Origin of the sequence: Pseudomonas antarctica (genome assembly GCF_001647715.1) — a bacterium.
Classification (GTDB): domain Bacteria; phylum Pseudomonadota; class Gammaproteobacteria; order Pseudomonadales; family Pseudomonadaceae; genus Aquipseudomonas; species Aquipseudomonas antarctica_A.
Genome location: NZ_CP015600.1, coordinates 1,087,666 through 1,112,687 on the forward strand (window position 1 = coordinate 1,087,666; position 25,022 = coordinate 1,112,687).

Consider the following 25,022-nt stretch of genomic DNA (forward strand, 5'->3'; position numbering starts at 1 on the left):
CATACTGCGACTGGAATGTGCCATAGAGTTTGCAGGAACGCCCATGAATATCGAAAAAGCCGCACTGATCCGCGAAACCTTCCCCGTTGGCCCGTTGCAGTGCAACTGCACCATTATCGGCGACCCGATCACCAAAAAAGCCATCGTGGTCGACCCGGGCGGTAATCACGAGCTGATCCTGGCACGCCTCGACGCGCTGGGCTTGAAGGTGGTGAGCATCATCCATACCCATGCGCACCTCGATCACTTCCTGGCGTCCGGCCAGTTGAAAGAGAAAACCGGTGCGACCCTGCATTTGCACAAGGAGGACCAATTCCTCTGGGACAACCTGGAAATGCAGTGCCAGATGTTCCGCGTGCCCTACACGCCGGTGCCGCCGCCGGATCGCTGGCTGGAAGATGACGAGGAGTTGGCCTGCGGTTGCGGGGTGGCGCTGCATACGCCGGGTCACACACCGGGCTCGATGAGCTTTTGGTTTGCCGATGCCAGGTTATTGATTGCCGGAGACACCTTGTTCAAGCGCGGCGTGGGGCGTACGGATCTGTGGGGCGGGGACCAGGCGACCATCGTGCGTTCGATCAAGCAGCGTTTGTATACCCTGGATGAGGGCGCAACCGTCGTGACGGGGCATGGGCCGGACACGCGTCTTGGGGATGAAATGCGTGAGAACCCGTTCGTAAGGGCTTAGGTATCTTCGCGGATACCAAGTGGCAACCGTTCGACGATCCCTATAAAGAAAATGACAATTCCCGTTCAGGAAGTCTCTGCTAGGGTTTTAGAGTGCTCATCGGTTGTAGAGCGCGGGCCTGCCGGGCATGGAATTTTTACCGTTTGTCGTGTTCCAAACTCGGCACAGGTCTATTGCCAATGTCCTCTGCATCACAGAATGCAAAAGTAGGAGCTTTCTTCATGTTCACTTCGCGTCGTCTGCTTGTCGTTGCCACGGCTGTTGCCTTGTTGTCCGGCTGTGCGTCTCCTAACCCTTATGATGGAAGCCAAGGACAGGCAAACGGCTCATCGGGCATCAGCAACACGGCCAAGTACGGTGGCCTGGCTGCATTGGCCGGTGGTCTGGCCGGTGCTGCGATCGACCACAATAACCGTGGCAAGGGCGCCCTGATTGGTGCTGCCGTTGCGGGCCTGGGTGGTGCGGGCTATGGCTACTACGCCGACCAGCAGGAAAAGAAACTGCGGGCCAGCATGGCCAATACCGGGGTTGAAGTTCAGCGCCAGGGCGACCAGATCAAGCTGATCATGCCGGGTAACATCACCTTTGCTACCAACTCGGCGGATATTGCCGGCAGTTTCTACACGCCGCTGAACAACCTGGCCAACTCGCTCAAGCAGTTCAACCAGAACACTATCCAGATCGTCGGCTACACCGACAGCACCGGCAGCCGCCAGTTGAACATGGACCTGTCCCAGCGTCGTGCGCAAAGCGTGGCCAACTACCTGACCTCCCAAGGTGTCAGCCCGACCAACCTGAGTGCACGCGGTGCCGGCCCGGATAACCCGATTGCCAGCAACGCCGATGTGAATGGCCGTGCCCAGAACCGTCGCGTAGAGGTCAACCTCGGCCCGATTCCGGGTCAGCAATACGGTCAGCCTGGGCAACAGCAGCAACAGCAACAGGCGCCACAGCAGAACAACCAGTTCCAGGGCAACCCATACCAGCAGTACCAGTAAACACCGGCCACAAAAAAGGGCGCCGTGCAATCAATGCACGGCGCCCTTTTTTTGTGGCTGTCGTTTACATCAGTCGATGTATTCGAACACTTTCACGATTTTCTGCACGCCGGACACACCCTGTACCAGGTTGGCCGCACGGGTGGCTTCCGCCTGGGTGAGCAGGCCCATCATGTAGACGATGCCGTTGTCGGTGACGATCTTGATGCGCGAGCCAGGGATCGCGTTGTCGGTCAGCATCTGCGCCTTGATCTTGGTGGTCAGCAGGGCATCGTTGCTGATGGCCAGCAGCGTGATCGGGTCCATGACTTGCAGTTCGTTGTGAACCTTTTTCACCCGTTGCACGCTGGAGGCCGCTTGTTCAGCCTGCGCCTTGAGGTCGGCACGCGGGGTTTGGCCGGCGAGCAACACCACGCCGTTGAAGCTGGTCACGACAATGCGCGACGCACCATTGCCCAGGTCGGTGGCGGCCTTGGCGACGTTCACTTCAACTTTGGTTTCGATCAACGAGTCGTCAATCTTGCTGCCGAAGGTGCGTGTGCCCTTGTCGTCCTGGATGGGTGTGTCACGTGTCGCAGTGATTGCCGTGCTGCAGCCGCTGATGGCGAGGCACAGCGTAATGGCCAAAAGGCTGATGCGGTTAACGGTCATTCTTCACTCCCGAACAGTTGGCTGTCGATCAAATCGCACAGGCAGTGGATCGCCAGCAGGTGGACTTCTTGAATGCGTGCAGTGACATTGGCCGGGACGCGGATCTCCACGTCTTCAGGCAACAGCAGCGAGGCCATGCCGCCGCCATCGCGTCCGGTCAATGCTACGACAATCATTTCGCGATCATGTGCGGCCTGGATCGCTTGAATAATGTTTGCCGAGTTGCCGCTGGTGGAAATCGCCAGCAACACATCACCCGGCTGGCCAAGGGCACGGATCTGCTTGGAGAAGATTTCGTTGTAGCTGTAGTCATTGGCGATCGAGGTGATCGTCGAGGTGTCGGTCGTCAAGGCAATGGCCGGCAGGCTCGGGCGCTCGCGCTCGAAGCGGTTGAGCAGCTCGGAGGAAAAATGCTGGGCATCACCGGCCGAACCGCCGTTGCCGCACGAAAGCATTTTGCCCTCGTTGAGCAAGGCATTGACCATGACCTGACTGGCTTGCTCGATGTGCGGTGCAAGTACGTCCATCGCCTGTTGCTTGGTGTCGATGCTGGCCTGGAAAAGCTGGCGAATTCGGGATTGCATGTCCATCTGTGTGACCTTAAGTAGCGCGGCTGTGTGGCACAGGAATGTGCAGCCCGCAAAGCAAAGAGCAAAAGTGTGTGGTGAAGATGTCCGGTGAATCAGCTGTCGAAGGCATCTTTGAGCCAGTTCGGATCAGCAGGACCAGACGGTGTGCTTTCTATGGCAACCACATCGAAACGGCAGGGATAGTCAGCCCAGCGATGCTCTTTTTGCAGGAAAAACTGCGCAGCGAGTATCAGCTTCTGACGCTTGCGCCCGTCGATACTGGCGAGCGCGCCACCCCATTGTGCGTGTTTTCTGTAGCGGACTTCGACGAATACTACTGTATCGCCGTCAAGCATGACCAGATCAAGCTCACCGCGTTTACACAACCAGTTCTGCGCCAGAAGGCGCAGACCCCGTTGTTGAAGATACTCGAGAGCTTGCAGTTCGGCGTCCTTGCCGCTTTGTGCGCTGGACCGCTCGGGCATCAGCGCGGGGTGTCCGGCAGGCGCTGGATATCGCCGCCGACGAACTTCGCCCACGGCATCTGGCGGTCAACGCGCTGGTTGGCGCTGATGCCCAGGTTGCCCGAGAGACCGTCAACGCGCGTGTCCGGCAGTGCCTTGAGTTGGCCCAGGCGCGGTGCCAGGCGGTAGGCGTCCACGCCCATCGCATACAGGCGGCCGAGGCTGCCATTGGCCTGTGGCCATTGCGCGGCAACCTGGTTGCGCAGTGGGTCAGTGGTGTTGAGCAACCAAGGGGTTTCGCAGAACATCACGTTAGTCATGTCCAGGTACTGGTTTTTGTCGCCACTGGCGCTGAACACGTGGGACGTCGCATACACCGGCACATCACCGGCGTACTGGAAGTTCAGGGTTGGCTTGATCTGCTGGGCCAGTTGCGGTGTCACGGCCAGGAAGATGAACTCGATGTCCTGACGGCGCGAAGGCTGCGCCGCTACGTCGGTGCCGACGGTGCTTTGCAGGCTCTTGGCGCGGCCTTCGCTTTTACGCAGTTGGAACAGGTCGGCAATCTGTTGGGCGAGGGCGACCGGCTGATCGACATACTCGACGCCGACGACGGTGCCGCCATTGGCTTCCCAGTCCTGACGGAAGGCCTTGTAGACACGTTCACCCCATTCGCCACGGGGCACCATGGCGGCGGCGCGATGCAAGCCGTCGGCGCGGGCGCGGCGCGAGACTTCGCGGGCTTCGTCTTCAGCTGCCAGGCCGAACTGGAACAGTTGCGGCGGGTTTTGATCGACTTCGCTGTAGTTCAACGCCAGGGTGGTAATCGGCAGTTGCGGGCGCGCGGCCAGTTGTTTGACCAGCGGTTTTTCCAGCGGGCCGACCACCAGTTGTACGCCGGCGGCCTGGGCCTTGGCGTAGAAGTCGTCGATGGAGCTCAAGCGCGAACTGTCATAGAACTCGATGACTGGCGGCTTCTGTCCGGCTTGTTCAGCCTGGTAGTGCGCGGCCATGAAGCCTTCGCGCAGTGCCTTGCCGACCGAGGCCAGCGGACCTTCCTGCGGCAGCAGCAGGGCGATTTTGCTCAGGGGCTGGCTGGCCAGTTCCTTGAGCTTGGTCAGCGGGGTTGGCAGATCCACCGCCGCTGGGTGGCCTGGGTTCTGAGCGCGCCAGGTATCGATAGCGGCTTGCTGCTGCTCCAGGGTCCCGGCGCCTTTGACGGCCTTGGCCAGGCTGATCCAGCCGTCGAGTGTCGGGTTGCCGCTGGCTTGCAGTTGTTCGGCCGGCAGCGCGGCAATCAACGCCCAGATGGCTTCGTGGTTGCTCTTGGCGGCGTCACCTGTCAGCAGCGGGGCCATGGCGACACGCTCGCGAGCGGCTGCCAGGGTCTGGCCATCCGCTTCATAGGCGCGCGCATGCACGGTGCCGGTGCGGACCTGCTGGTCTGTCGGCAGCTCCTTCAGGCTTTGCAGGCTGGGGTGGTTCAGGGCCGCCAGCGCAGCCTTGGGCTGGTTGCGCGCCATGGCCAATTCGGCAGCCAGGGTGCTGGCAAATACTTGCGCGGCCGGCTTCAGGACATCCAGGGGCACCTGCGCAAGAATCTGCGACGAACGGCCAGGGTTGTTCTGGTGGTAGGCCAGGTCTGCCGCACTCAGGCGCAACAACGCGGCCTTTTCTGGCGTCTTGGCGGAAGTGGCCTGTTCGAGCAGTTGCTCGATACTGGCGTCCGGGGTCCGGGGGAGGTCGCCAAGGCTGGACGAGGGCGAGCTGGCGCAAGCGGCCAATAAGGCAGCGAGGCAGAGGGCGGAGAGCAGCCGCAGGCAAGCGATCATGTAAGTGTTCCTGATACCGATCAAATTAGCGTGGAATTGTACCCAAGCACTGGCCCAGGCGCGATGTTACTGGTGTGAAACCGTCGATTTAGGTCATGTAAATGTTGCTATTCGTCATCGGCGGCTGAAAAGGCATCAGCGCTGATGGCATATTTTCGAAGCGCCTACGCGTTACAATGCGGCTTTTGCCAACCATCGAGGTGTGCGTTTTGACTGCTCCAGGTCCTTTGAATTCCACTGCAGGCTCGCTTTTTGTCGTGGCGACGCCCATTGGCAACCTGGACGACATCAGTGCCCGGGCGCTGAAAGTGTTGCGCGACGTAAAACTGATCGCGGCGGAAGACACACGGCACTCCCAGCGTTTGATGCAGCATTTTGGTATCAGCACGCCATTAGCCGCGTGCCATGAACATAACGAGCGCGAAGAAGGCAGCCGTTTTATCACCCGCTTGTTGGCCGGTGATGATGTGGCGTTAATCTCGGATGCCGGAACCCCGTTGATTTCCGATCCCGGCTACCACCTGGTCCGCCAGGCCCGTGCCGCAGGTATCAATGTAGTGCCTGTTCCGGGGGCTTGCGCGCTGATTGCTGCATTATCGGCGGCCGGGTTGCCCTCAGACCGTTTTATCTTCGAAGGTTTCCTGCCGGCCAAGGCGGTTGGGCGTCGGGCGCGTCTGCAAGCCTTAAAGGAAGAACCGCGTACCTTGATCTTCTACGAAGCCCCGCACCGCATTCTTGAATGCCTGCAGGATATGGAACTGGTGTTCGGCGGTGAGCGCCTGGCGCTGCTGGCCCGGGAGCTGACCAAGACCTTCGAAACCCTCAAGGGCTTGCCCCTCGAAGAGCTGCGAGCCTTCGTCGAGGGTGACAGCAATCAGCAGCGCGGCGAATGTGTGGTGCTGGTGGCCGGTTGGACTGCCCCGGAAAGTGAAGATGCCGTGAGCAGCGAAGCCATGCGTGTGCTGGATTTGTTGCTCAAGGAGATGCCGCTCAAGCGTGCAGCAGCCCTGGCGGCTGAAATTACCGGTGTGCGTAAGAATGTGCTTTATCAGGTCGCACTGGATAAACAGAAAGCCGAATAGTTCCGGGGTTAAACCTGTATTCCGTCTGAACGTGATGGCATTGCTGCACTTTAATACTTGTCCTGAGCCCGCCGTGCCGTTAACCTGCGCGGCGGAGAGTCGATTGGACAGTCGCTGCCCTCTATGAAAATTAGGGGGGGGAGGAAAGTCCGGGCTCCATAGGGCGAAGTGCCAGGTAATGCCTGGGAGGCGTGAGCCTACGGAAAGTGCCACAGAAAATAACCGCCTAAGCACTTCGGTGCCGGTAAGGGTGAAAAGGTGCGGTAAGAGCGCACCGCACGACTGGCAACAGTTCGTGGCTAGGTAAACCCCACTTGGAGCAAGACCAAATAGGGTCCCAAGGCGTGGCCCGCGCTGGGACCGGGTAGGTTGCTAAAGATGTCCAGTGATGGCCATCGTAGACGAATGACTGTTCAAGACAGAACCCGGCTTACAGATCGACTCTCCACCTTTTTTCCTTCTGTTCGAATCTCGTGCAGAAACCCGGTAGTAACGCAAGAATCCCTCCCTGCCAAATCATTGGCAGATGCATCTTCGTAATACCAAAAAAATCTTACTCTTAATAAATTACTTTAACTTTAAGCTATAGCTCTATGAGCTATCTGCGGTTGTTGAGTCAAAAACATCGCCAAACTCTCGTTTCTCCTCCTTTTACGTTCCTAAATCTCCGTTCTGTAAGGCTTTTCCTTGAATCCGCGCCTTGACGGTGTGGTGGGCGCATTCCTATAGTGTGCGCAAGTGGCGGAAAGTGGCACAAAGTGGGTTTTTTGAACGTAAAACGCTAAAATTTGGAGAAACGCATCTGTGTTTCGCGGAGCTAACGCTATCAGTCTCGATGCAAAAGGCCGTCTCGCTATGCCGAGCCGGTATCGTGACGAGCTCGTTTCGCGAAGTTCAGGCCAGTTAATCATCACGATTGACGCCGTTGACCCTTGTTTGTGTGTTTACCCGCTCGATGAGTGGGAGTTGATCGAAACCAAGTTGCGCGCTCTGCCTTCATTGCGTGAAGAAAACCGCCGCCTGCAGCGTCTGCTGATCGGTAATGCCGTCGACCTAGAGCTCGATGGCAGCGGTCGTTTCCTGGTGCCTCCGCGTTTGCGCGAGTACGCCAAGCTGGATAAGCGCGCAATGCTGGTCGGCCAACTGAACAAGTTCCAATTGTGGGACGAAGATGCCTGGGATGCTGTTTCTGCAGCTGACCTGGCTGCTATTCAACAACCGGGCGCTATGCCTGATGAACTGCGTGATTTGATCCTGTGACTATTGATAGCGGCTTTAACCACATCACCGTACTGCTTGACGAAGCCGTTGAGGCTCTCGCCGTACGCGCGGATGGCTGCTATTTGGATGGCACCTTCGGCAGGGGCGGGCACAGCCGGTTGATACTCAGCCAGCTCGGGCCTGACGGCAAACTCCTCGGGTTTGACAAAGACCCTCAAGCGATTGCCACCGGGCAAGCGCTAGCGGCCGAAGACGGCCGCTTTGTCGTTGTGCAGCGTAGCTTTGCCGAGCTGGGTGCCGAAGTGGCCGAGCGCGGCATGGCAGGCAAGGTGGCCGGGGTTCTGCTCGACCTGGGCGTGTCTTCGCCACAGCTTGACGACCCGGAGCGCGGCTTCAGTTTCATGAACGACGGCCCGCTCGATATGCGCATGGACCCTACTCGCGGCATCAGCGCTGCGCAGTTCATCGCCACCGCACCCCACGAAGAAATTACCCGTGTATTCAAGGAATACGGCGAAGAGCGCTTCGCTGGCCGTATGGCGCGCGCGGTTGTCGAGCGCCGCGAAATCCAGCCGTTTGAACGCACCGCCGACCTGGCTGAAGTGCTGAAAGTCGCCAACCCGGCGTGGGAAAAGGGCAAGAACCCTGCGACCCGCGCATTCCAGGGCCTGCGCATTCACGTCAATAACGAACTGGGCGATCTGGAAGCCGGCCTCGAAGCCGCACTGGAAGCCCTGGAAGTGGGCGGTCGCCTGGTGGTGATCAGCTTCCACTCCCTGGAAGACCGCATCGTCAAGCTGTTCATGCGTCGTCTGGTCAAGGGCGAGTCCGATAACCTGCCGCGCAACCTGCCGGTACGTTTTGAAGCCTTTGTGCCGAAAATCAAAATTCATGGCAAAGCGCAGTTCGCTTCCGAAGCCGAACTCAAGGCCAACCCACGTTCCCGTAGCGCCGTCATGCGCGTCGCGGAGAAGCTGCGGTGAGCAAGCTTTTCGCCAAGCCCCTCCCGGGCGGCAGCTTCTTTATGTTGCTGCTGTTTGTCGGCGTGCTGGTGTCCGCGATTGCGGTGTCCTACAGCGCCCACTACAACCGCCAATTGCTCAATACCCTTTATGGGGAATTGAGTGTGCGTGACAAAGCGCAGGCGGAATGGGGCCGGTTGATCCTTGAGCAAAGTACCTGGACGGCCCATAGCCGCATCGAAGTATTGGCCACCGAACAGCTTAAAATGCATATTCCGGGCGCGGCTGAAGTTCGCATGGTGGCGCCATGATGAAACTTGAAGGCGCACTCTACCCATGGCGCTTCCGTCTGATGCTGGGCTTGCTGGCACTCATGGTGGGCGCGATTGCCTGGCGGATCATCGACCTGCAAGTGGTCGACCGTGACTTCCTGATCGGCGAGGGCAATGCCCGTAGCCTGCGGCATATCCCGATTCCTGCGCACCGCGGCCTGATCACCGACCGTAACGGCGAGCCTCTGGCCGTCAGTACGCCGGTGACCACTCTGTGGGCCAACGCCAAGGAACTGCAAACCGCCAAGGAAAAGTGGCCAGAGCTTGCTGCCGCCCTGGGTCAAGACCCGAAAGCCCTGGCCGAACGCCTGGAGGCCCAGGCTAATAAAGAATTCATCTACCTTGTTCGCGGGCTCACCCCCGAGCAAGGCCAGCAAGTGCTCGACCTTAAAGTCCCCGGTGTCTACGGCATCGAGGAGTTTCGTCGTTTCTACCCGGCCGGTGAAACCACCGCGCATATGGTTGGTTTTACCGACATCGATGACCATGGCCGTGAAGGCGTAGAGCTGGCCTACGATGAATGGCTGGCCGGCGTTCCCGGTAAGCGGCAGGTCATCAAGGATCGGCGCGGCAGACTGATCAAGGATGTCCAGGTCACCAAAAACGCCAAGGCTGGTAAGCCCTTGGCGTTGTCGATTGACCTGCGCCTGCAATACCTGGCCAACCGCGAACTGCGTAACGCGATCATCGAAAACGGCGCCAAGGCCGGCAGCCTGGTGATCATGGACGTGAAGACCGGCGAGATCCTCGCCATGGTCAACCAGCCGACCTACAACCCGAACAACCGTCGCAACCTGCAACCGGCGATGATGCGTAACCGCGCGATGATCGATGTGTTCGAACCTGGTTCGACCATGAAAGCCATCTCCATGAGTGCCGCCCTGGAAACCGGGCGCTGGAAGCCGAGCGACAAAGTCGAGGTTTACCCGGGCACCCTGCAACTGGGCAAATACACCATTCGTGACGTATCCCGTACCGAAGGCCCAGTGCTGGATTTGACCGGTATTCTGATCAACTCCAGTAACGTGGGCATGAGTAAGGTCGCCTTCGATATCGGCGGCGAAACCATCTATCACCTGGCGCAAAAAATCGGCTTGGGTCAACCCACAGGCCTGGATTTCCCGGGTGAGCGCGTGGGCAACCTGCCGAACTACCGCGACTGGAAAAAGGCCGAGACCGCCACGCTGTCCTACGGCTACGGCCTGTCGGTGACCGCGATCCAGTTGGCCCATGCCTTCTCTGTATTGGCCAATAATGGCCGCATGGTTCCCTTGAGCCTGATCCATGTCGACGAAGCGCCGAAAGCCACCCAGGTGATCCCGGAAAACGTCGCCAAGACCATGCAAGGCATGCTGCAACAAGTGATCGAAGCACCGCGCGGCGTATTCCGTGCCCAGGTGCCGGCGTATCACGTGGCAGGCAAGTCGGGTACCGCCCGTAAAACGTCGGTGGGCACCAAGGGTTACGCCGAAAACTCATACCGTTCGCTGTTCGCCGGCTTTGGCCCGATGAGCGACCCGCGCTACGCCATTGTTGTCGTGATTGATGAACCGAGTAAGGCCGGCTACTTCGGTGGCCTGGTATCGGCGCCCGTGTTCAGCAAAGTGATGTCCGGCACCCTGCGCCTGATGAACATCACGCCGGACAACTTGCCGCCGACTCAACAAGCGAACGCGGGGCCACCGGCCGCTGCTGCCAAAGCCAATGGAGGGCGCGGCTGATGTCTCTTAGTCTGAACAAGATTTTTGCCCACGCCGGTCGCGATCTGCTGATTCGCGAGTTGAGCCTGGACAGTCGTAATGTACGCGCCGGTGACTTGTTCCTGGCAGTGCCTGGCGGCAAGTTCGATGGCCGTGCGCACATTGCGGATGCCTTGCAACGCGGTGCGGCCGCCGTCGCTTATGAAGTGGAAGGCGCCACCGTGCTGCCGATCACCGATGTGCCGTTGATTCCGGTCAAGGGTCTGGCTGCGCAGCTGTCGGACATTGCCGGGCGTTTCTATGGCGACCCGAGCCGTCAATTGAACCTGGTGGGCGTGACGGGCACCAACGGCAAGACCAGCGTGACCCAATTGGTCGCGCAAGCCCTTGACCTGCTGGGTCAGCACTGCGGCATTGTCGGCACCCTGGGCACCGGTTTTTATGGCGCGCTGCAAAGCGGCATGCACACCACACCGAACCCGATTGCTGTGCAAGCCACCCTGGCCGACCTGAAAAAGGCCGGTGCCAAGGCCGTTGCCATGGAAGTCTCCTCACACGGTCTGGACCAGGGGCGCGTGGCTGCCCTGGCGTTTGACGTGGCGGTGATGACCAACCTGTCCCGCGATCATCTCGATTACCACGGCACCATGGAGGCGTATGCCGCCGCCAAGGCCAAGCTGTTTGCCTGGAATGACCTGAAGTGCCGGGTGGTCAACCTGGATGATGCATTCGGTCGTCAGTTGGCTGCCGAAGACAGCGAAGCGCGCTTGATCACCTACAGCCTGGAAGATTCCAGCGCGTACCTGTATTGCCGTGAAGCCCAATTTAATGATGAAGGCGTGCTCGCCACCTTGGTCACGCCGCAGGGCGAGCACCACTTGCGCAGCGCACTTCTCGGCCGTTTCAACCTGAGCAACGTGCTTGCCGCCATCGGCGCACTGCTCGGCCTGGATTACGCGCTGGATGAAATCCTGCGTGTGCTGCCGAAGCTGGAAGGCCCGGCCGGTCGTATGCAGCGCCTGGGTGGCGGTACACAACCGCTGGTCGTGGTCGATTACGCCCATACCCCGGACGCCCTGGAAAAAGTGCTCGAAGCCCTGCGCCCACACGCCAAGGGCAAACTGCTGTGCCTGTTCGGCTGCGGCGGTGATCGCGATCGCGGCAAACGTCCGTTGATGGCCGAGATCGTCGAGCGCCTGGCCGATGGTGTGGTCGTGACTGACGACAACCCGCGCAGCGAAGCCCCGAGCCAGATTTTCGATGACATCCGTGTCGGCTTTAAAGACGCCTCCAAGGCGAGCTTCGTTGCCGGTCGCGGCGCAGCCATTGCGCAATTGATCGCCAGCGCCAGCGCTGACGATGTCGTGGTGCTGGCCGGTAAAGGTCACGAGGACTATCAGGAAATCAACGGCCAACGCCATGCCTTCTCTGACCTGGTCGAGGCCGATCACGCGCTGACGGCCTGGGAGATCGCCCATGCTTAAGGCGATGAAGTTCAGCGAACTGACCCAGGCCTTGTCGGCCCGCGTACTGTCGAGCGATTGCAGCTTCGACGGTGTCAGTATCGACAGTCGCAACATCAAACCGGGGCAACTGTTTGTCGCATTGGCGGGCCCGCGTTTCGATGGCCACGATTACCTGAACGAGGTCGCCGCCAAAGGTGCCGTAGGCGCCTTGGTACAGCGCGAAGTGGCGGATTCCACTTTGCCGCAGTTGTTGGTCGCTGATACCCGCCTGGCTTTGGGCCAACTTGGGGCTCTGAACCGCGCTGCCTTTAACAAGCCGGTTGCAGCCATCACCGGCTCCAGCGGCAAAACCACGGTCAAGGAACTGCTCGCTGGCGTCCTGCGCACGCGCGGGCCGGTCCTCGCTACCCGTGGCAACCTGAACAATGATTTCGGCGCTCCGCTGACCTTGCTCGAACTGGCCCCGGAACACACGGCGGCGGTGATCGAGCTGGGCGCTTCGCGTATCGGCGAAATTGCCTACACCGTGGCGCTGACCAAGCCCCACGTTGCGATTCTCAATAACGCCGGTACCGCCCACGTTGGCGAGTTCGGCGGCCCGGAAAAAATCGTCGAAGCCAAGGGCGAAATCCTTGAAGGCCTCGATGCTTCGGGCACCGCTGTATTGAACCTCGACGACAAGGCTTTCGAGACCTGGCGTGTACGCGCCGCCGGTCGCAAGGTGCTGACGTTTGCCGTGCTGAACGCGGCGGCTGATTTCCATGCCTCCACGATCACCGTCGACGCCCGTGGCTGCCCGTCCTTCACCTTGCATACCCCGCAAGGCAGTGAGCATGTGCAACTGAATCTGCTGGGCAACCATAACGTCGCCAATGCCTTGGCCGCCGCCGCTGCCGCCCATGCCCTGGGTGTGTCGCTGTTCGGAATTGCCACTGGCCTGGGCGCGGTGCAGCCGGTTAAAGGCCGCACGGTCGCACAGTTGGCTACCAACGGCATGCGCGTGATTGATGACACTTACAACGCCAACCAATCCTCGGTCTGTGCCGCCATTGACCTGCTCAAAGGCTTCGAGGGGCGCAAGGTATTGGTGCTGGGCGATATCGCCGAACTGGGCGACTGGGCCGAACAGTCCCATCGCGAAGTCGGCGCCTACGCCACAGGCAAAGTCGATGCGCTCTACGCCGTCGGCCCGAACATGGCTCACGCGGTAAACGCCTTCGGTCTCGGCGCGCGGCATTTTGCAACCCAGGCCGAGCTGATCCAGGCGCTGGGCGTGGCTGAACAAGACAAACACACAACCATTTTGATCAAGGGATCGCGCAGCGCGGTGATGGAAAACGTCGTCGCGGCCTTGTGTGGCTCAAGTACGGAGAAACATTAATGCTGCTGCTGCTGGCTGAGTATCTGCAACAGTTCCACAAAGGCTTCGCGGTCTTTCAGTACCTGACCCTGCGCGGGATTCTGGGTGTGCTGACCGCGCTGTCTCTGTCGCTGTTCCTGGGGCCGTGGATGATCCGCACCCTGCAGAACCTGCAAATTGGTCAATCGGTTCGCAATGACGGCCCGCAGTCGCACCTGTCCAAGTCCGGCACCCCGACCATGGGCGGCGCGTTGATCCTCTCGTCCATCGGCATCAGCACCTTGCTGTGGGCCGACCTGCATAACCGCTACGTGTGGACGGTGCTGCTGGTGACCCTGTTGTTCGGCGCCATTGGCTGGGTCGATGACTACCGCAAAGTGATCGAAAAGAACTCCAAGGGGCTGCCGAGCCGCTGGAAGTATTTCTGGCAGTCGGTGTTCGGCCTTGCGGCGGCGATCTTCCTTTACACCACCGCGCCGAGCGCCGTGGAAACCACCTTGATCATCCCGATGCTCAAGGATGCGAGCATTCCACTGGGCATTGGCTTCGTGGTGCTGACCTACTTCGTCATCGTCGGCTCCAGCAACGCCGTGAACCTGACTGACGGCCTCGATGGCCTGGCGATCATGCCGACGGTGATGGTGGGCGGCGCGCTCGGCATCTTCTGCTACCTGTCGGGTAACGTGAAGTTCGCTGAATACCTGCTGATCCCTTATGTGCCGGGCGCGGGTGAGTTGATCGTGTTCTGCGGCGCGCTGATCGGTGCCGGCCTGGGCTTCCTGTGGTTCAACACTTATCCCGCACAAGTCTTCATGGGCGACGTCGGCGCACTGGCGCTGGGCGCAGCCTTGGGCACCATCGCCGTGATCGTTCGCCAGGAAATCGTGCTGTTCATCATGGGCGGTGTGTTCGTGATGGAAACCCTGTCGGTGGTCATCCAGGTGGCCTCCTTCAAATTGACCGGGCGCCGCGTGTTCCGTATGGCGCCGATTCACCACCACTTTGAACTCAAGGGCTGGCCCGAGCCGCGTGTGATTGTCCGTTTCTGGATCATCACCGTGATTCTGGTACTGGTCGGCCTTGCCACCCTGAAACTGAGGTAGAAACGAGTGTCCCTGATCGCTTCAGACCACTTCCGCATCGTTGTCGGCCTCGGCAAGAGCGGCATGTCCCTGGTTCGCTTCCTCGCGAACCGGGGCACGTCGTTTGCCGTGGCCGACACGCGGGAAAATCCACCGGAGCTGGTCACGCTGCGCCGTGACTACCCGCACGTGGAAGTGCGTTGTGGCGAGTTGGATGTCGAGTTTCTGTGCCGCGCCGATGAGCTCTACGTGAGCCCCGGCCTGGCTCTTTCGACACCGGCCCTGCAAGCGGCAGCGGCGCGTGGTGTGAAGCTGTCCGGCGACATCGACCTGTTCGCACGTAACGCCAAGGCGCCGATCGTGGCCATCAGCGGCTCCAACGCAAAAAGCACCGTGACGACCCTGGTCGGCGAGATGGCGGTTGCGGCCGGCAAGCGCGTGGCTGTGGGCGGCAACCTCGGCACGCCGGCGCTGGACCTGCTCAGCGACGACGTCGAGCTGTACGTGATGGAGCTGTCGAGCTTCCAGCTGGAAACCACGCACGACCTGGGTGCCGAAGTGGCCACCGTGCTGAACGTCAGCGAAGACCACATGGACCGTTACAGCGGCCTGCCGGCGTATCACCTGGCCAAGCACCGGATCTTCCGCGGTGCCCGGCAAGTGGTGGTCAACCGCCAGGATGCCCTGAGCCGTCCGCTGATGGGCGAGGGCCTGCCATGCTGGACCTTCGGCCTGGGTAAACCTGATTTCAAAGCTTTCGGCATTCGCGAAGAGAACGGCGAAAAGTACCTGGCCTTCGAATTCCAGAACCTGATGCCGGTGCGCGAACTGAAAATCCGTGGCGCACATAACCAGTCCAATGCCCTGGCGGCCCTGGCGCTGGGCCATGCTGTGGGCCTGCCGTTTGATGCCATGTTGTCCAGCCTGCGCACATTCGCCGGCCTTGAGCACCGCTGCCAGTGGGTGCGCGATCTCAATGGCGTCAGCTATTACAACGATTCCAAGGCCACCAACGTCGGTGCTGCCCTGGCGGCCATCGAAGGCCTCGGTGCTGACATCGAAGGCAAGCTGGTGCTGATCGCCGGTGGCGATGGCAAGGGTGCCGACTTCAAGGACCTTAAAGGGCCGGTGGCTGCGCATTGTCGCGCCGTGGTGCTGATGGGGCGTGATGCCGACCTGATCGCCGCCGCCCTGGGTGACGCTGTGCCGCAAGTGCGCGCCACGTCCCTGGACGACGCCATTGCCCAGTGCAAAGCCATGGCTCAGCCGGGTGATGCCGTGCTGCTGTCGCCGGCGTGCGCCAGCTTCGACATGTTCAAGAACTACGAAGAGCGCGGCCAGCTGTTCGCCCGCGGCGTGGAGGCCTTGGCATGAATTTCAGAAATATCATCAAGCCGTATCCGTCACCGATCATCACCGGGCGTGGTATCGACCTCGACTTCCCGATGCTTGCCGGTTGCCTCGCGTTGCTGGGCCTGGGCCTGGTGATGATTACGTCGGCGTCCTCCGAAGTGGCCGCCGTGCAGTCGGGCAACACGCTGTACATGATGATCCGCCACCTGGTGTACCTGGTGATCGGCTTGGGCGCTTGCATCGTCACCATGATGATTCCGATTGCTACCTGGCAGCGACTGGGTTGGCTGATGCTGATCGGTGCGTTTGGTTTGCTGGTCATGGTGATCCTCCCCGGCATCGGCCGCGAGGTGAACGGTTCGATGCGCTGGATCGGCTTCGGTGCGTTCAACGTGCAGCCGTCTGAAATCGCCAAGGTTTTCGTGGTGATTTACCTCGCCGGCTACCTCGTCCGTCGCCAGAAAGAAGTGCGCGAAAGTTGGATGGGCTTCTTCAAGCCATTCATCGTGTTGCTGCCAATGGCCGGCCTGTTGCTGATGGAGCCCGACTTCGGCGCCACCGTCGTCATGATGGGCGCGGCTGCAGCCATGCTGTTCCTTGGGGGCGTGGGCCTGTTCCGTTTCACCTTGATGGTGGTGCTGGCCGTGGCCGCAGTAACCGTTCTTGTGCAGGCGCAACCCTACCGGATGGCCCGTCTGATTACCTTCACCGACCCCTGGTCCGACCAGTTCGGCTCCGGTTACCAGTTGACCCAGGCGTTGATCGCCTTTGGTCGCGGCGAGTGGCTGGGCGTGGGCCTGGGCAACAGCGTGCAGAAGCAGTTCTACCTGCCGGAAGCGCACACCGACTTCGTGTTCTCGGTACTCGCCGAAGAGCTCGGCGTGGTCGGTTCGCTGTGCACTGTTGCGCTGTTCGTGTTCGTGTGTGTACGCGGCATGTACATCGGCTTGTGGGCCGAGAAGGCCAAACAGTATTTCGCCGCGTACGTGGCCTACGGTTTGTCGTTCCTGTGGATCGGCCAGTTCCTGATCAACATCGGTGTGAACGTCGGCCTGCTGCCGACCAAGGGCCTGACCTTGCCGTTCCTCAGTTATGGCGGCAGTTCGTTGGTGATTTGCTGCGCGTGTCTCGGGTTATTGCTGCGCATCGAGTGGGAGAGTCGAACCCACCTGGGCAGCGAAGAGATGGAATTCAGCGAGAGCGATTTTGCCGAGGAGCCGAACCATGGGCGCTAACGTGCTGATCATGGCGGGCGGCACCGGGGGCCATGTGTTCCCGGCCCTGGCTTGCGCGCGTGAATTCCAGAACCGTGGCTACACCGTGCATTGGCTCGGTACGCCGCGCGGCATTGAAAATGAATTGGTGCCGAACGCCGGCTTGCCGCTGCATTTGATCAACGTCACCGGCCTGCGTGGCAAGGGCAAACTGTCCCTGCTCAAGGCGCCGTTCGTGTTGCTCAAGGCCGTCTGGCAGGCGCGCAAAATCATCCAAGAATTGAAGCCGGTGTGTGTGCTGGGTTTTGGCGGTTATGTGACCGGCCCTGGCGGTGTCGCCGCCAAGCTCGCCGGTGTGCCGGTGATTGTGCACGAACAGAACGCCGTCGCCGGTACCGCGAACCGTTTGCTGGTGCCGTTGGCCGCGCGAGTGTGTGAGGCCTTCCCGAAAACCTTTGCTGGCTCGGACAAGCTTCGCACCACAGGCAACCCGGTGCGTACCGAGCTGTTCATGGATATTGCCCGCCAAGCGCTGACAGGCCGTAAGCCGCACTTGCTGATCCTTGGCGGGAGCCTGGGGGCTGAGCCGCTGAACAAGTTGCTGCCTGAGGCACTCTCGCAGCTGCCTGTGGAATTGCGGCCAGAGGTGTTTCACCAGGCTGGCAAAAATCATGATGAAGTCACTGCCCAACGCTATCGCGAGGCGGGTGTGGAGGCTGATGTACAGCCCTTCATCAAAGACATGGCCCACGCCTATGGCTGGGCCGACCTGGTGGTCTGTCGCGCAGGCGCGTTGACCGTCAGTGAACTGGCTGCGGCCGGTCTGCCGTCCTTGCTGGTGCCTTTGCCCCACGCCATCGACGATCACCAGACCCGCAACGCCGAATATTTGGCCGGGGAGGGCGCTGCCTTCCTGCTGCCGCAAAGAACGACTGGCGCCGCCGATTTGGCCGCACGCCTGACCGAGGTTTTGATGCAACCGGAACGACTCAACAGCATGGCGAGCACCGCAAGCCGCCTGGCTAAACCTGACGCAACCCGCACCGTGGTCGATATCTGCCTGGAGGTGGCCCATGGTTGAGAATCAGAAAGCCATGCCGCAACCCGAGATGCGCCGCATCCGTCGCATTCACTTCGTTGGCATCGGCGGCGTGGGCATGTGCGGGATTGCCGAAGTGCTGCTGAACCTGGGTTATCAGGTGTCCGGCTCCGACTTGAAAGAGTCGCCGGTGACTGATCGCCTGAAGAGTTTTGGTGCACAGATCTTTATCGGCCACCGTGCCGAGAACGCCGCCGAGGCTGACGTGCTGGTGGTATCCAGCGCCGTGAACACGTCCAACCCGGAAGTGGCCACTGCCCTTGAACGTCGTATTCCGGTCGTGCCGCGTGCCGAGATGCTCGCCGAGCTGATGCGCTATCGCCACGGCATCGCCGTCGCCGGTACCCACGGCAAAACCACCACCACCAGCCTGATCGCTTCGGTGTTCGCGGCCGGTGGCCTGGACCCGACGTTCGTGATCGGTGGCCGTCTGAATGCAGCGGGTACCAATGCCCAGCTCGGCACCAGCCGTTACCTGATCGCCGAAGCCGATGAAAGCGACGCAAGCTTCCTGCACCTGCAACCGCTGGTCGCTGTCGTCACCAACATCGACGAAGACCACATGGCGACCTACGACGGTGACTTCAACAAGTTGAAGAAAACCTTCGTCGAGTTCCTGCACAACCTGCCGTTCTACGGTTTGGCCGTGGTGTGCCTGGACGATCCGGTGGTTCGCGAAATCCTGCCGCAGGTCAAGCGTCCGACCGTGACCTATGGCTTCAGCGAAGACGCTGACGTGCGCGCGATCAATGTGCGCCAGGAAGGCATGCAAACCTTCTTTACCGTATTGCGCCCGGATCGCGAGCCGCTGGATGTGTCGGTGAACATGCCGGGCAACCACAATGTGCTCAACTCCCTGGCGACCATTTGCATCGCGTCCGATGAGGGCGTCAGCGATGAAGCCATCGTCGAAGGCCTGTCGCGCTTTGCCGGTGTCGGCCGTCGCTTCCAGGTCTACGGCCAACTGCCGGTAGACGGCGGCGACGTGATGCTGGTGGACGACTACGGTCACCACCCGACTGAAGTCGCAGCGGTCATCAAAGCCGTACGCGGTGGCTGGCCGGAGCGCCGCCTGGTGATGGTTTACCAGCCGCACCGCTACAGCCGCACCCGCGATCTGTACGACGACTTCGTCAATGTATTGGCCGATGCCAACGTGCTGCTGCTGATGGAAGTTTACCCGGCCGGTGAAGAGCCGATTCCGGGCGCCGACAGCCGCAAGCTGTGCAACAGCATCCGCCAGCGTGGCCAGTTGGACCCGATCTACATCGAGCGCGGTGTGGACCTGGCGCCAATCGTCAAGCCGCTGCTGCGTGCCGGCGACATCCTGCTGTGCCAGGGCGCCGGCGACATCGGTGGCCTTGCACCTAAATTGCTCGCGAGCCCGCTGTTTGCAGCCGTGCAGGGGACGTCGAAATGACCACGAACTACGACGCCCTGTTTTCCACCATCACGCCTGCCGACTTCGGCCGCGTGGCCGTGCTGTTTGGCGGCAAGAGCGCTGAGCGCGAAGTGTCGCTCAAGTCCGGCAATGCCGTGCTTGAGGCGCTGCAAAGCGCCGGCGTGAACGCGTTCGGTATCGACGTGGGCGATGATTTCCTCGCCCGCCTGCAAGCCGAGAAGATTGATCGCGCCTTTATCATCCTGCACGGCCGTGGCGGTGAAGACGGCAGCATGCAAGGCCTGCTCGAGTGCGCCGGCATCCCTTACACCGGCAGCGGCATCCTTGCTTCGGCACTGGCGATGGACAAGTTGCGCACCAAGCAGGTGTGGCACAGCCTGGGTATTCCAACCCCGCGTCACAGCGTGCTGTGCAGCGAAGACGATTGTATTTCTGCAGCCAAGGAACTGGGCCTGCCTTTGATCGTCAAACCTGCCCATGAAGGCTCCAGTATCGGCATGGCCAAAGTGAACTCGGCCGCCGAATTGATCGACGCATGGAAAGCGGCAAGTACCTACGATTCGCAAGTGTTGGTGGAACAGTGGATCCAGGGTCCCGAGTACACCATCGCCACCCTGCGTGGCCAGGTATTGCCGCCTATCGCATTGGGCACGCCCCACACCTTTTATGACTACGACGCCAAATACCTGGCCTCCGATACTCAGTACCGGATCCCATGTGGCCTCGACGCAATCAAGGAACAGGAATTGATGGACCTCACGGCGAAAGCCTGTGAGGCGCTGGGTATCGCCGGTTGGGCGCGGGCAGACGTGATGCAGGATGACCAAGGGAATTTCTGGTTCCTTGAAGTCAACACTGCTCCCGGCATGACCGATCACAGCCTGGTACCTATGGCAGCCCGTGCCGCCGGTTTGGATTTCCAGCAGTTGGTGCTGGCGATCCTGGCCGCAAGCATTGAGCCAAGAGGCTAAGCACATGAACGGCGCATCGCTTCGTCATCAGCCCCCACAAGCTCCCGGCCGCAAGCCGGTGCCGCGGGGTGCCAGCCGGATGGTGGCTAAAGAACCGATGTCGGCGCGCCTGCCGAAAGCCAACTTTGGTTTTATCAAAGCGCTGTTCTGGCCGGTGCTGCTGGTGGCGTTGGGCTTCGGCACTTACGAAGGCGCACAGCGTCTGTTGCCGTATGCCGACCGGCCGATCACCAAGATCAGCGTGCAGGGCGACTTGAGCTACATCAGCCAGCAAGCGGTACAGCAGCGCATCGGCCCGTACCTGGCGGCGAGCTTCTTCACCATCGACCTGGCCGGTATGCGCTCGGAGTTGGAACAGATGCCATGGATCGCGCATGCCGAAGTCCGCCGCGTATGGCCGGACCAGGTGACGATCCGCCTGGAAGAGCAATTGCCTGTTGCCCGTTGGGGCGATGGCGCGCTGTTGAACAACCAGGGTCAGGCGTTTACCCCGCGTGAACTGGCCAACTACGAGCACCTGCCGCAGTTGTTCGGGCCGCAGCGGGCGCAACAGCAAGTGATGCAGCAGTACCAGGCCTTGAGCCAGATGCTGCGGCCACTGGGCTTCTCCATCGCACGCCTGGAATTGCGTGAGCGGGGCAGCTGGTTTTTGACCACCGGTGCAGGCAGTTCCGGCCCCGGTATCGAGTTGTTGCTGGGACGCGACCGCTTGGTAGAAAAGATGCGCCGCTTTATTGCCATCTATGACAAGACTTTGAAAGAACAGATTACGAACATTGCGAGCGTCGACCTGCGTTACGCCAACGGCCTGGCCGTCGGCTGGCGTGAACCGGCTGCGCCGACGACAGCCAAACCCGCTGTCGCGAAGAATTAAGAAGAGGCAGGACCCATGGCAAACGTGCAAAGCGGCAAAATGATCGTCGGTCTCGATATCGGCACCTCCAAAGTGGTGGCGCTGGTGGGCGAGGTCGGGGAAGACGGCGTTATCGAAATCGTCGGTATTGGCACGCATCCGTCCCGGGGCCTGAAGAAGGGCGTGGTGGTGAACATCGAGTCCACCGTGCAATCGATCCAGCGCGCCATCGAAGAAGCGCAGCTGATGGCCGGTTGCCGGATTCACTCGGCGTTCGTCGGCGTGGCCGGCAACCACATCCGCAGCCTGAACTCCCACGGCATCGTGGCGATTCGCGACCGCGAAGTCAGCGCGGCCGACCTTGAGCGCGTACTCGACGCTGCCCAGGCCGTGGCGATTCCAGCTGACCAGCGTGTGCTGCACACACTGCCGCAGGACTACGTGATCGACAACCAGGAAGGCGTTCGCGAGCCTCTGGGCATGTCGGGCGTACGTCTGGAAGCCAAGGTTCACGTGGTGACTTGCGCCGTCAACGCCGCACAGAACATTGAAAAATGCGTGCGCCGCTGCGGCCTGGAAATCGACGACATCATTCTCGAGCAGCTGGCTTCGGCCTATTCGGTACTGACCGACGACGAAAAAGAACTGGGCGTGTGCCTGGTGGACATCGGCGGCGGCACCACCGACATCGCGATTTTCACCGAGGGTGCGATCCGTCACACCGCCGTGATCCCGATTGCCGGTGACCAAGTCACCAACGACATCGCGATGGCGTTGCGCACGCCGACCCAGTACGCCGAAGAAATCAAGATCCGTTACGCCTGCGCCCTGGCCAAACTGGCCGGTGCCGGTGAAACCATCAAGGTGCCAAGCGTGGGCGACCGTCCTCCGCGCGAGCTGTCGCGCCAGGCCCTGGCCGAAGTGGTCGAGCCGCGTTATGACGAGCTGTTCACCCTTATCCAGGCTGAACTGCGCCGCAGCGGCTACGAAGATTTGATCCCGGCCGGCATCGTGCTGACCGGTGGCACCTCGAAGATGGAAGGCGCGGTCGAACTGGCCGAGGAAATCTTCCACATGCCGGTCCGTCTGGGCGTGCCCCATGGCGTCAAAGGCCTGGGCGACGTGGTGCGCAACCCGATTTATTCCACCGGTGTGGGCTTGCTGTTGTACGGGCTGCAAAAGCAGACCGACGGCATTTCCCTGTCGGGTCCGAGCATTCGTGACAGCTACCGCAGCGACGACGAGGCCAAAGCGCCGTTGTTCGAGCGGCTGCAGGCTTGGGTAAAAGGAAACTTCTGATGAAGTTAGCTTCAAGCGACAAGTTTTAAGCTTCAAGTAACACGCTTCAAGCTTGCAGCTAATAGCTTGCAACTTGGAGCTGATGTAAAGCAGTAGGCGAAAAAACTAGAGAAAACGAAAGGAGAGGGAACATGTTCGAACTCGTAGACAACATCCCCGCAAGCCCGGTTATCAAAGTAATCGGTGTCGGCGGTGGCGGCGGCAACGCTGTCAACCATATGGTCAAGAGCAACATTGAAGGCGTTGAATTCATCTGCGCCAACACTGATGCCCAGGCGCTGAAAAGCATCGGCGCGCGGACCATCCTGCAATTGGGCACAGCCGTGACCAAAGGCCTTGGCGCTGGCGCCAACCCGGAAGTCGGCCGTCAAGCCGCGCTGGAAGACCGCGAGCGTATTGCTGAAGTGCTGCAAGGCACCAACATGGTGTTCATCACCACCGGCATGGGCGGCGGTACCGGTACCGGTGCAGCGCCGATCATTGCCGAAGTGGCCAAGGAAATGGGCATTCTGACGGTTGCTGTCGTGACCCGTCCGTTCCCGTTCGAAGGTCGCAAGCGCATGCAGATTGCCGACGAAGGCATCCGTCTGCTGTCTGAAAGCGTCGACTCGTTGATCACCATTCCCAACGAGAAGCTGCTGACCATCCTGGGCAAGGACGCAAGCCTGCTGTCCGCGTTCGCCAAGGCTGACGATGTGCTGGCCGGTGCCGTTCGCGGTATCTCCGACATCATCAAGCGCCCGGGCATGATCAACGTCGACTTCGCCGACGTACGTACCGTCATGAGCGAAATGGGCATGGCGATGATGGGCACTGGCTGCGCCAGCGGTCCGAACCGTGCACGTGAAGCCACTGAAGCGGCCATCCGCAACCCGTTGCTGGAAGACGTGAACCTGCAAGGCGCACGCGGCATCCTGGTGAATATCACCGCCGGTCCTGACCTGTCCCTGGGTGAGTACTCCGACGTGGGTAGCATCATCGAAGCCTTCGCTTCCGAGCACGCGATGGTCAAAGTCGGTACCGTTATCGATCCGGACATGCGTGATGAACTGCATGTAACCGTGGTTGCTACCGGCCTGGGCGCAAAAATCGAGAAGCCTGTAAAGGTCATCGACAATACCGTTCACACCGGCCACAACAGTCACGCCAGCCAAGCGGCTGCCGCTCCAGCGCCTGCGCGCCAGGAACTGCCGTCGGTGAACTACCGTGATCTGGACCGTCCGACCGTGATGCGCAACCAGGCTCAGGCCGGTGCTGCGGCGTCCCGTAGCCTGAATCCGCAGGATGATCTGGATTACCTGGACATCCCGGCATTCTTGCGTCGTCAGGCCGATTAATGGAATGTATCAGGGCTATGAAGGTGATTGGTGTTCAGCAAAGGTCTGGTCTGCTATTATCGCCAGCCTTTGTTGATACCAGTTCGCAATTTGCGCTGAAGCGGTCCAAGCCATGATTAAACAACGCACCCTGAAGAATATTATTCGTGCCACAGGTGTAGGTCTGCACTCCGGGGAGAAGGTATACCTGACCCTCAAGCCTGCACCTGTCGACACCGGCATCGTGTTTGTGCGTGCCGACCTGGACCCTGTGGTGCAGATTCCTGCTCGCGCGGAAAACGTTGGCGAAACCACTATGTCGACCACATTGGTCAACGGTGACGTCAAAGTGGACACGGTGGAGCACTTGCTCTCGGCCATGGCTGGCCTGGGCATCGATAACGCCTACGTCGAGCTCTCCGCGTCCGAAGTCCCCATCATGGATGGCAGCGCTGGTCCCTTCGTATTCTTGATTCAATCTGCCGGCCTGGAAGAACAGGACGCAGCCAAGAAGTTCATACGCATTCTGCGGGAAGTGACAGTAGAAGACGGCGACAAGCGCGCCACCTTCGTCCCGTTCGAAGGCTTTAAAGTGAGCTTTGAGATCGATTTCGATCACCCGGTATTCCGTGACCGCACCCAAAGTGCAAGCGTGGATTTTTCCAGCACTTCGTTCGTAAAAGAAGTCAGCCGCGCCCGTACCTTTGGTTTCATGAGTGACATCGAGTACCTGCGCAAGCACAACCTCGCACTCGGCGGCAGCGTTGAAAACGCCATTGTGGTCGACGCGGATGGTGTACTGAACGAAGACGGCCTTCGCTATGAAGACGAATTCGTGAAGCACAAGATCCTCGATGCAATCGGTGACCTCTACCTGCTGGGCAATAGCCTGATAGGCGAGTTCAAAGGCTTCAAGTCGGGCCACGCCCTGAACAACCAGCTGCTGCGCAAGTTGATTGCACAGACAGATGCTTGGGAAGTCGTGACCTTCGAAGATGCCAGCACCGCACCGATCTCTTACATGCGTCCCGTTGCGGCGGTGTAAGTAACAACTCTCTTCTTTAGTTTTGAAAGGCTGCCTTCGGGTGGCCTTTTTTTATGCCCGCCT

At 60.3% G+C, this 25,022-nt stretch carries 23 protein-coding genes and 1 other RNA gene; 20 read left to right on the plus strand and 4 right to left on the minus strand.

Annotation, left to right across the window (positions count from 1 at the left end; genetic code table 11):
• Nucleotides 1-43 precede the first annotated feature (43 nt).
• Both A7J50_RS04700 and A7J50_RS04705 read left to right on the plus strand, forming a co-directional pair.
• Nucleotides 44-688 carry an MBL fold metallo-hydrolase gene (locus A7J50_RS04700; RefSeq protein ID WP_064450752.1) on the plus strand — a complete coding sequence of 215 codons (645 nt, stop codon included), beginning with the start codon at nucleotides 44-46 and terminating at the stop codon, nucleotides 686-688.
• Between the two features lie 221 nt (nucleotides 689-909).
• A complete protein-coding gene (locus tag A7J50_RS04705; protein ID WP_053254460.1) occupies nucleotides 910-1,686 on the plus strand; it encodes an OmpA family protein in 777 nt (258 codons plus the stop codon).
• Nucleotides 1,687-1,755: 69 nt separating this feature from the next.
• Here the strand turns inward: A7J50_RS04705 and A7J50_RS04710 are convergent, their stop codons facing one another.
• The 4 genes from A7J50_RS04710 to A7J50_RS04725 all read right to left on the minus strand — a co-directional run bounded on the left by A7J50_RS04710 (nucleotide 1,756) and on the right by A7J50_RS04725 (nucleotide 5,202).
• The gene (locus A7J50_RS04710) at nucleotides 1,756-2,337 is read right to left on the minus strand and encodes a BON domain-containing protein (RefSeq protein ID WP_064450753.1); all 582 of its coding nucleotides are present in this window, start codon (nucleotides 2,335-2,337) and stop codon (nucleotides 1,756-1,758) included.
• Entirely contained in the window at nucleotides 2,334-2,927 is a 594-nt protein-coding gene (locus A7J50_RS04715; RefSeq protein WP_003216190.1) for a phosphoheptose isomerase, read from the minus strand. The genes A7J50_RS04710 and A7J50_RS04715 overlap by 4 nt, the downstream gene beginning before the upstream one ends.
• Nucleotides 2,928-3,019: 92 nt before the next feature.
• Nucleotides 3,020-3,391 (minus strand): YraN family protein, encoded by a 372-nt coding sequence (locus A7J50_RS04720; protein WP_064450754.1) that lies wholly within the window; start codon nucleotides 3,389-3,391, stop codon nucleotides 3,020-3,022.
• A complete protein-coding gene (locus tag A7J50_RS04725) occupies nucleotides 3,391-5,202 on the minus strand; it encodes a penicillin-binding protein activator (protein ID WP_064450755.1) in 1,812 nt (603 codons plus the stop codon). Before A7J50_RS04725 ends, A7J50_RS04720 begins: the two co-directional genes overlap by 1 nt.
• A 176-nt stretch (nucleotides 5,203-5,378) precedes the next feature.
• Between A7J50_RS04725 and rsmI the strand changes: the two genes are divergently transcribed.
• From rsmI to lpxC, 18 genes are all read left to right on the plus strand, one after another.
• Nucleotides 5,379-6,284, plus strand: a complete 906-nt coding sequence (rsmI, locus tag A7J50_RS04730) for a 16S rRNA (cytidine(1402)-2'-O)-methyltransferase (RefSeq protein WP_167353675.1) — start codon at nucleotides 5,379-5,381, stop codon at nucleotides 6,282-6,284.
• Nucleotides 6,285-6,379: 95 nt separating this feature from the next.
• An RNA gene (gene rnpB, locus A7J50_RS04735) (RNase P RNA component class A) lies at nucleotides 6,380-6,733 on the plus strand.
• A 355-nt stretch (nucleotides 6,734-7,088) separates the two neighbouring features.
• Nucleotides 7,089-7,544: a division/cell wall cluster transcriptional repressor MraZ gene (gene mraZ, locus A7J50_RS04740; protein ID WP_064450756.1), complete on the plus strand. Its 456-nt coding sequence runs from the start codon at nucleotides 7,089-7,091 to the stop codon at nucleotides 7,542-7,544.
• A complete protein-coding gene (gene rsmH, locus A7J50_RS04745) occupies nucleotides 7,541-8,488 on the plus strand; it encodes a 16S rRNA (cytosine(1402)-N(4))-methyltransferase RsmH (RefSeq protein ID WP_064450757.1) in 948 nt (315 codons plus the stop codon). The genes mraZ and rsmH overlap by 4 nt, the downstream gene beginning before the upstream one ends.
• Nucleotides 8,485-8,778, plus strand: coding sequence for a cell division protein FtsL (gene ftsL / locus A7J50_RS04750; protein ID WP_003216203.1), 294 nt, complete (start codon nucleotides 8,485-8,487; stop codon nucleotides 8,776-8,778). Before rsmH ends, ftsL begins: the two co-directional genes overlap by 4 nt.
• Complete coding sequence (locus A7J50_RS04755) at nucleotides 8,778-10,520, plus strand: peptidoglycan D,D-transpeptidase FtsI family protein (protein WP_167353720.1); 1,743 nt, start codon at nucleotides 8,778-8,780, stop codon at nucleotides 10,518-10,520. The genes ftsL and A7J50_RS04755 overlap by 1 nt, the downstream gene beginning before the upstream one ends.
• Nucleotides 10,520-11,983, plus strand: a complete 1,464-nt coding sequence (locus A7J50_RS04760; RefSeq protein ID WP_064450759.1) for a UDP-N-acetylmuramoyl-L-alanyl-D-glutamate--2,6-diaminopimelate ligase — start codon at nucleotides 10,520-10,522, stop codon at nucleotides 11,981-11,983. The genes A7J50_RS04755 and A7J50_RS04760 overlap by 1 nt, the downstream gene beginning before the upstream one ends.
• On the plus strand, nucleotides 11,976-13,346 hold the full coding sequence (locus A7J50_RS04765; protein ID WP_064450760.1) for a UDP-N-acetylmuramoyl-tripeptide--D-alanyl-D-alanine ligase: 1,371 nt from the start codon (nucleotides 11,976-11,978) through the stop codon (nucleotides 13,344-13,346). Before A7J50_RS04760 ends, A7J50_RS04765 begins: the two co-directional genes overlap by 8 nt.
• Nucleotides 13,346-14,428 (plus strand): phospho-N-acetylmuramoyl-pentapeptide-transferase, encoded by a 1,083-nt coding sequence (gene mraY / locus A7J50_RS04770; protein WP_058414269.1) that lies wholly within the window; start codon nucleotides 13,346-13,348, stop codon nucleotides 14,426-14,428. The genes A7J50_RS04765 and mraY overlap by 1 nt, the downstream gene beginning before the upstream one ends.
• A 6-nt stretch (nucleotides 14,429-14,434) precedes the next feature.
• Nucleotides 14,435-15,781: a UDP-N-acetylmuramoyl-L-alanine--D-glutamate ligase gene (murD, locus tag A7J50_RS04775; RefSeq protein ID WP_064450761.1), complete on the plus strand. Its 1,347-nt coding sequence runs from the start codon at nucleotides 14,435-14,437 to the stop codon at nucleotides 15,779-15,781.
• Nucleotides 15,778-16,995, plus strand: coding sequence for a putative lipid II flippase FtsW (gene ftsW / locus A7J50_RS04780; protein WP_064450762.1), 1,218 nt, complete (start codon nucleotides 15,778-15,780; stop codon nucleotides 16,993-16,995). The genes murD and ftsW overlap by 4 nt, the downstream gene beginning before the upstream one ends.
• On the plus strand, nucleotides 16,985-18,055 hold the full coding sequence (murG, locus tag A7J50_RS04785) for an undecaprenyldiphospho-muramoylpentapeptide beta-N-acetylglucosaminyltransferase (protein WP_064450763.1): 1,071 nt from the start codon (nucleotides 16,985-16,987) through the stop codon (nucleotides 18,053-18,055). The genes ftsW and murG overlap by 11 nt, the downstream gene beginning before the upstream one ends.
• Nucleotides 18,048-19,493: a UDP-N-acetylmuramate--L-alanine ligase gene (gene murC / locus A7J50_RS04790; RefSeq protein WP_064450764.1), complete on the plus strand. Its 1,446-nt coding sequence runs from the start codon at nucleotides 18,048-18,050 to the stop codon at nucleotides 19,491-19,493. The genes murG and murC overlap by 8 nt, the downstream gene beginning before the upstream one ends.
• Entirely contained in the window at nucleotides 19,490-20,446 is a 957-nt protein-coding gene (locus tag A7J50_RS04795) for a D-alanine--D-alanine ligase (protein ID WP_064450765.1), read from the plus strand. Before murC ends, A7J50_RS04795 begins: the two co-directional genes overlap by 4 nt.
• Before the next feature lie 4 nt (nucleotides 20,447-20,450).
• Nucleotides 20,451-21,320 (plus strand): cell division protein FtsQ/DivIB, encoded by an 870-nt coding sequence (locus A7J50_RS04800; protein ID WP_064450766.1) that lies wholly within the window; start codon nucleotides 20,451-20,453, stop codon nucleotides 21,318-21,320.
• Nucleotides 21,321-21,335: 15 nt separating this feature from the next.
• Nucleotides 21,336-22,598: a cell division protein FtsA gene (gene ftsA / locus A7J50_RS04805; protein WP_017738691.1), complete on the plus strand. Its 1,263-nt coding sequence runs from the start codon at nucleotides 21,336-21,338 to the stop codon at nucleotides 22,596-22,598.
• 131 nt (nucleotides 22,599-22,729) lie between these two features.
• On the plus strand, nucleotides 22,730-23,935 hold the full coding sequence (gene ftsZ, locus A7J50_RS04810) for a cell division protein FtsZ (RefSeq protein ID WP_053254475.1): 1,206 nt from the start codon (nucleotides 22,730-22,732) through the stop codon (nucleotides 23,933-23,935).
• A gap of 112 nt (nucleotides 23,936-24,047) precedes the next feature.
• Nucleotides 24,048-24,959 carry a UDP-3-O-acyl-N-acetylglucosamine deacetylase gene (gene lpxC, locus A7J50_RS04815; protein WP_003216227.1) on the plus strand — a complete coding sequence of 304 codons (912 nt, stop codon included), beginning with the start codon at nucleotides 24,048-24,050 and terminating at the stop codon, nucleotides 24,957-24,959.
• Nucleotides 24,960-25,022: the final 63 nt, after the last annotated feature.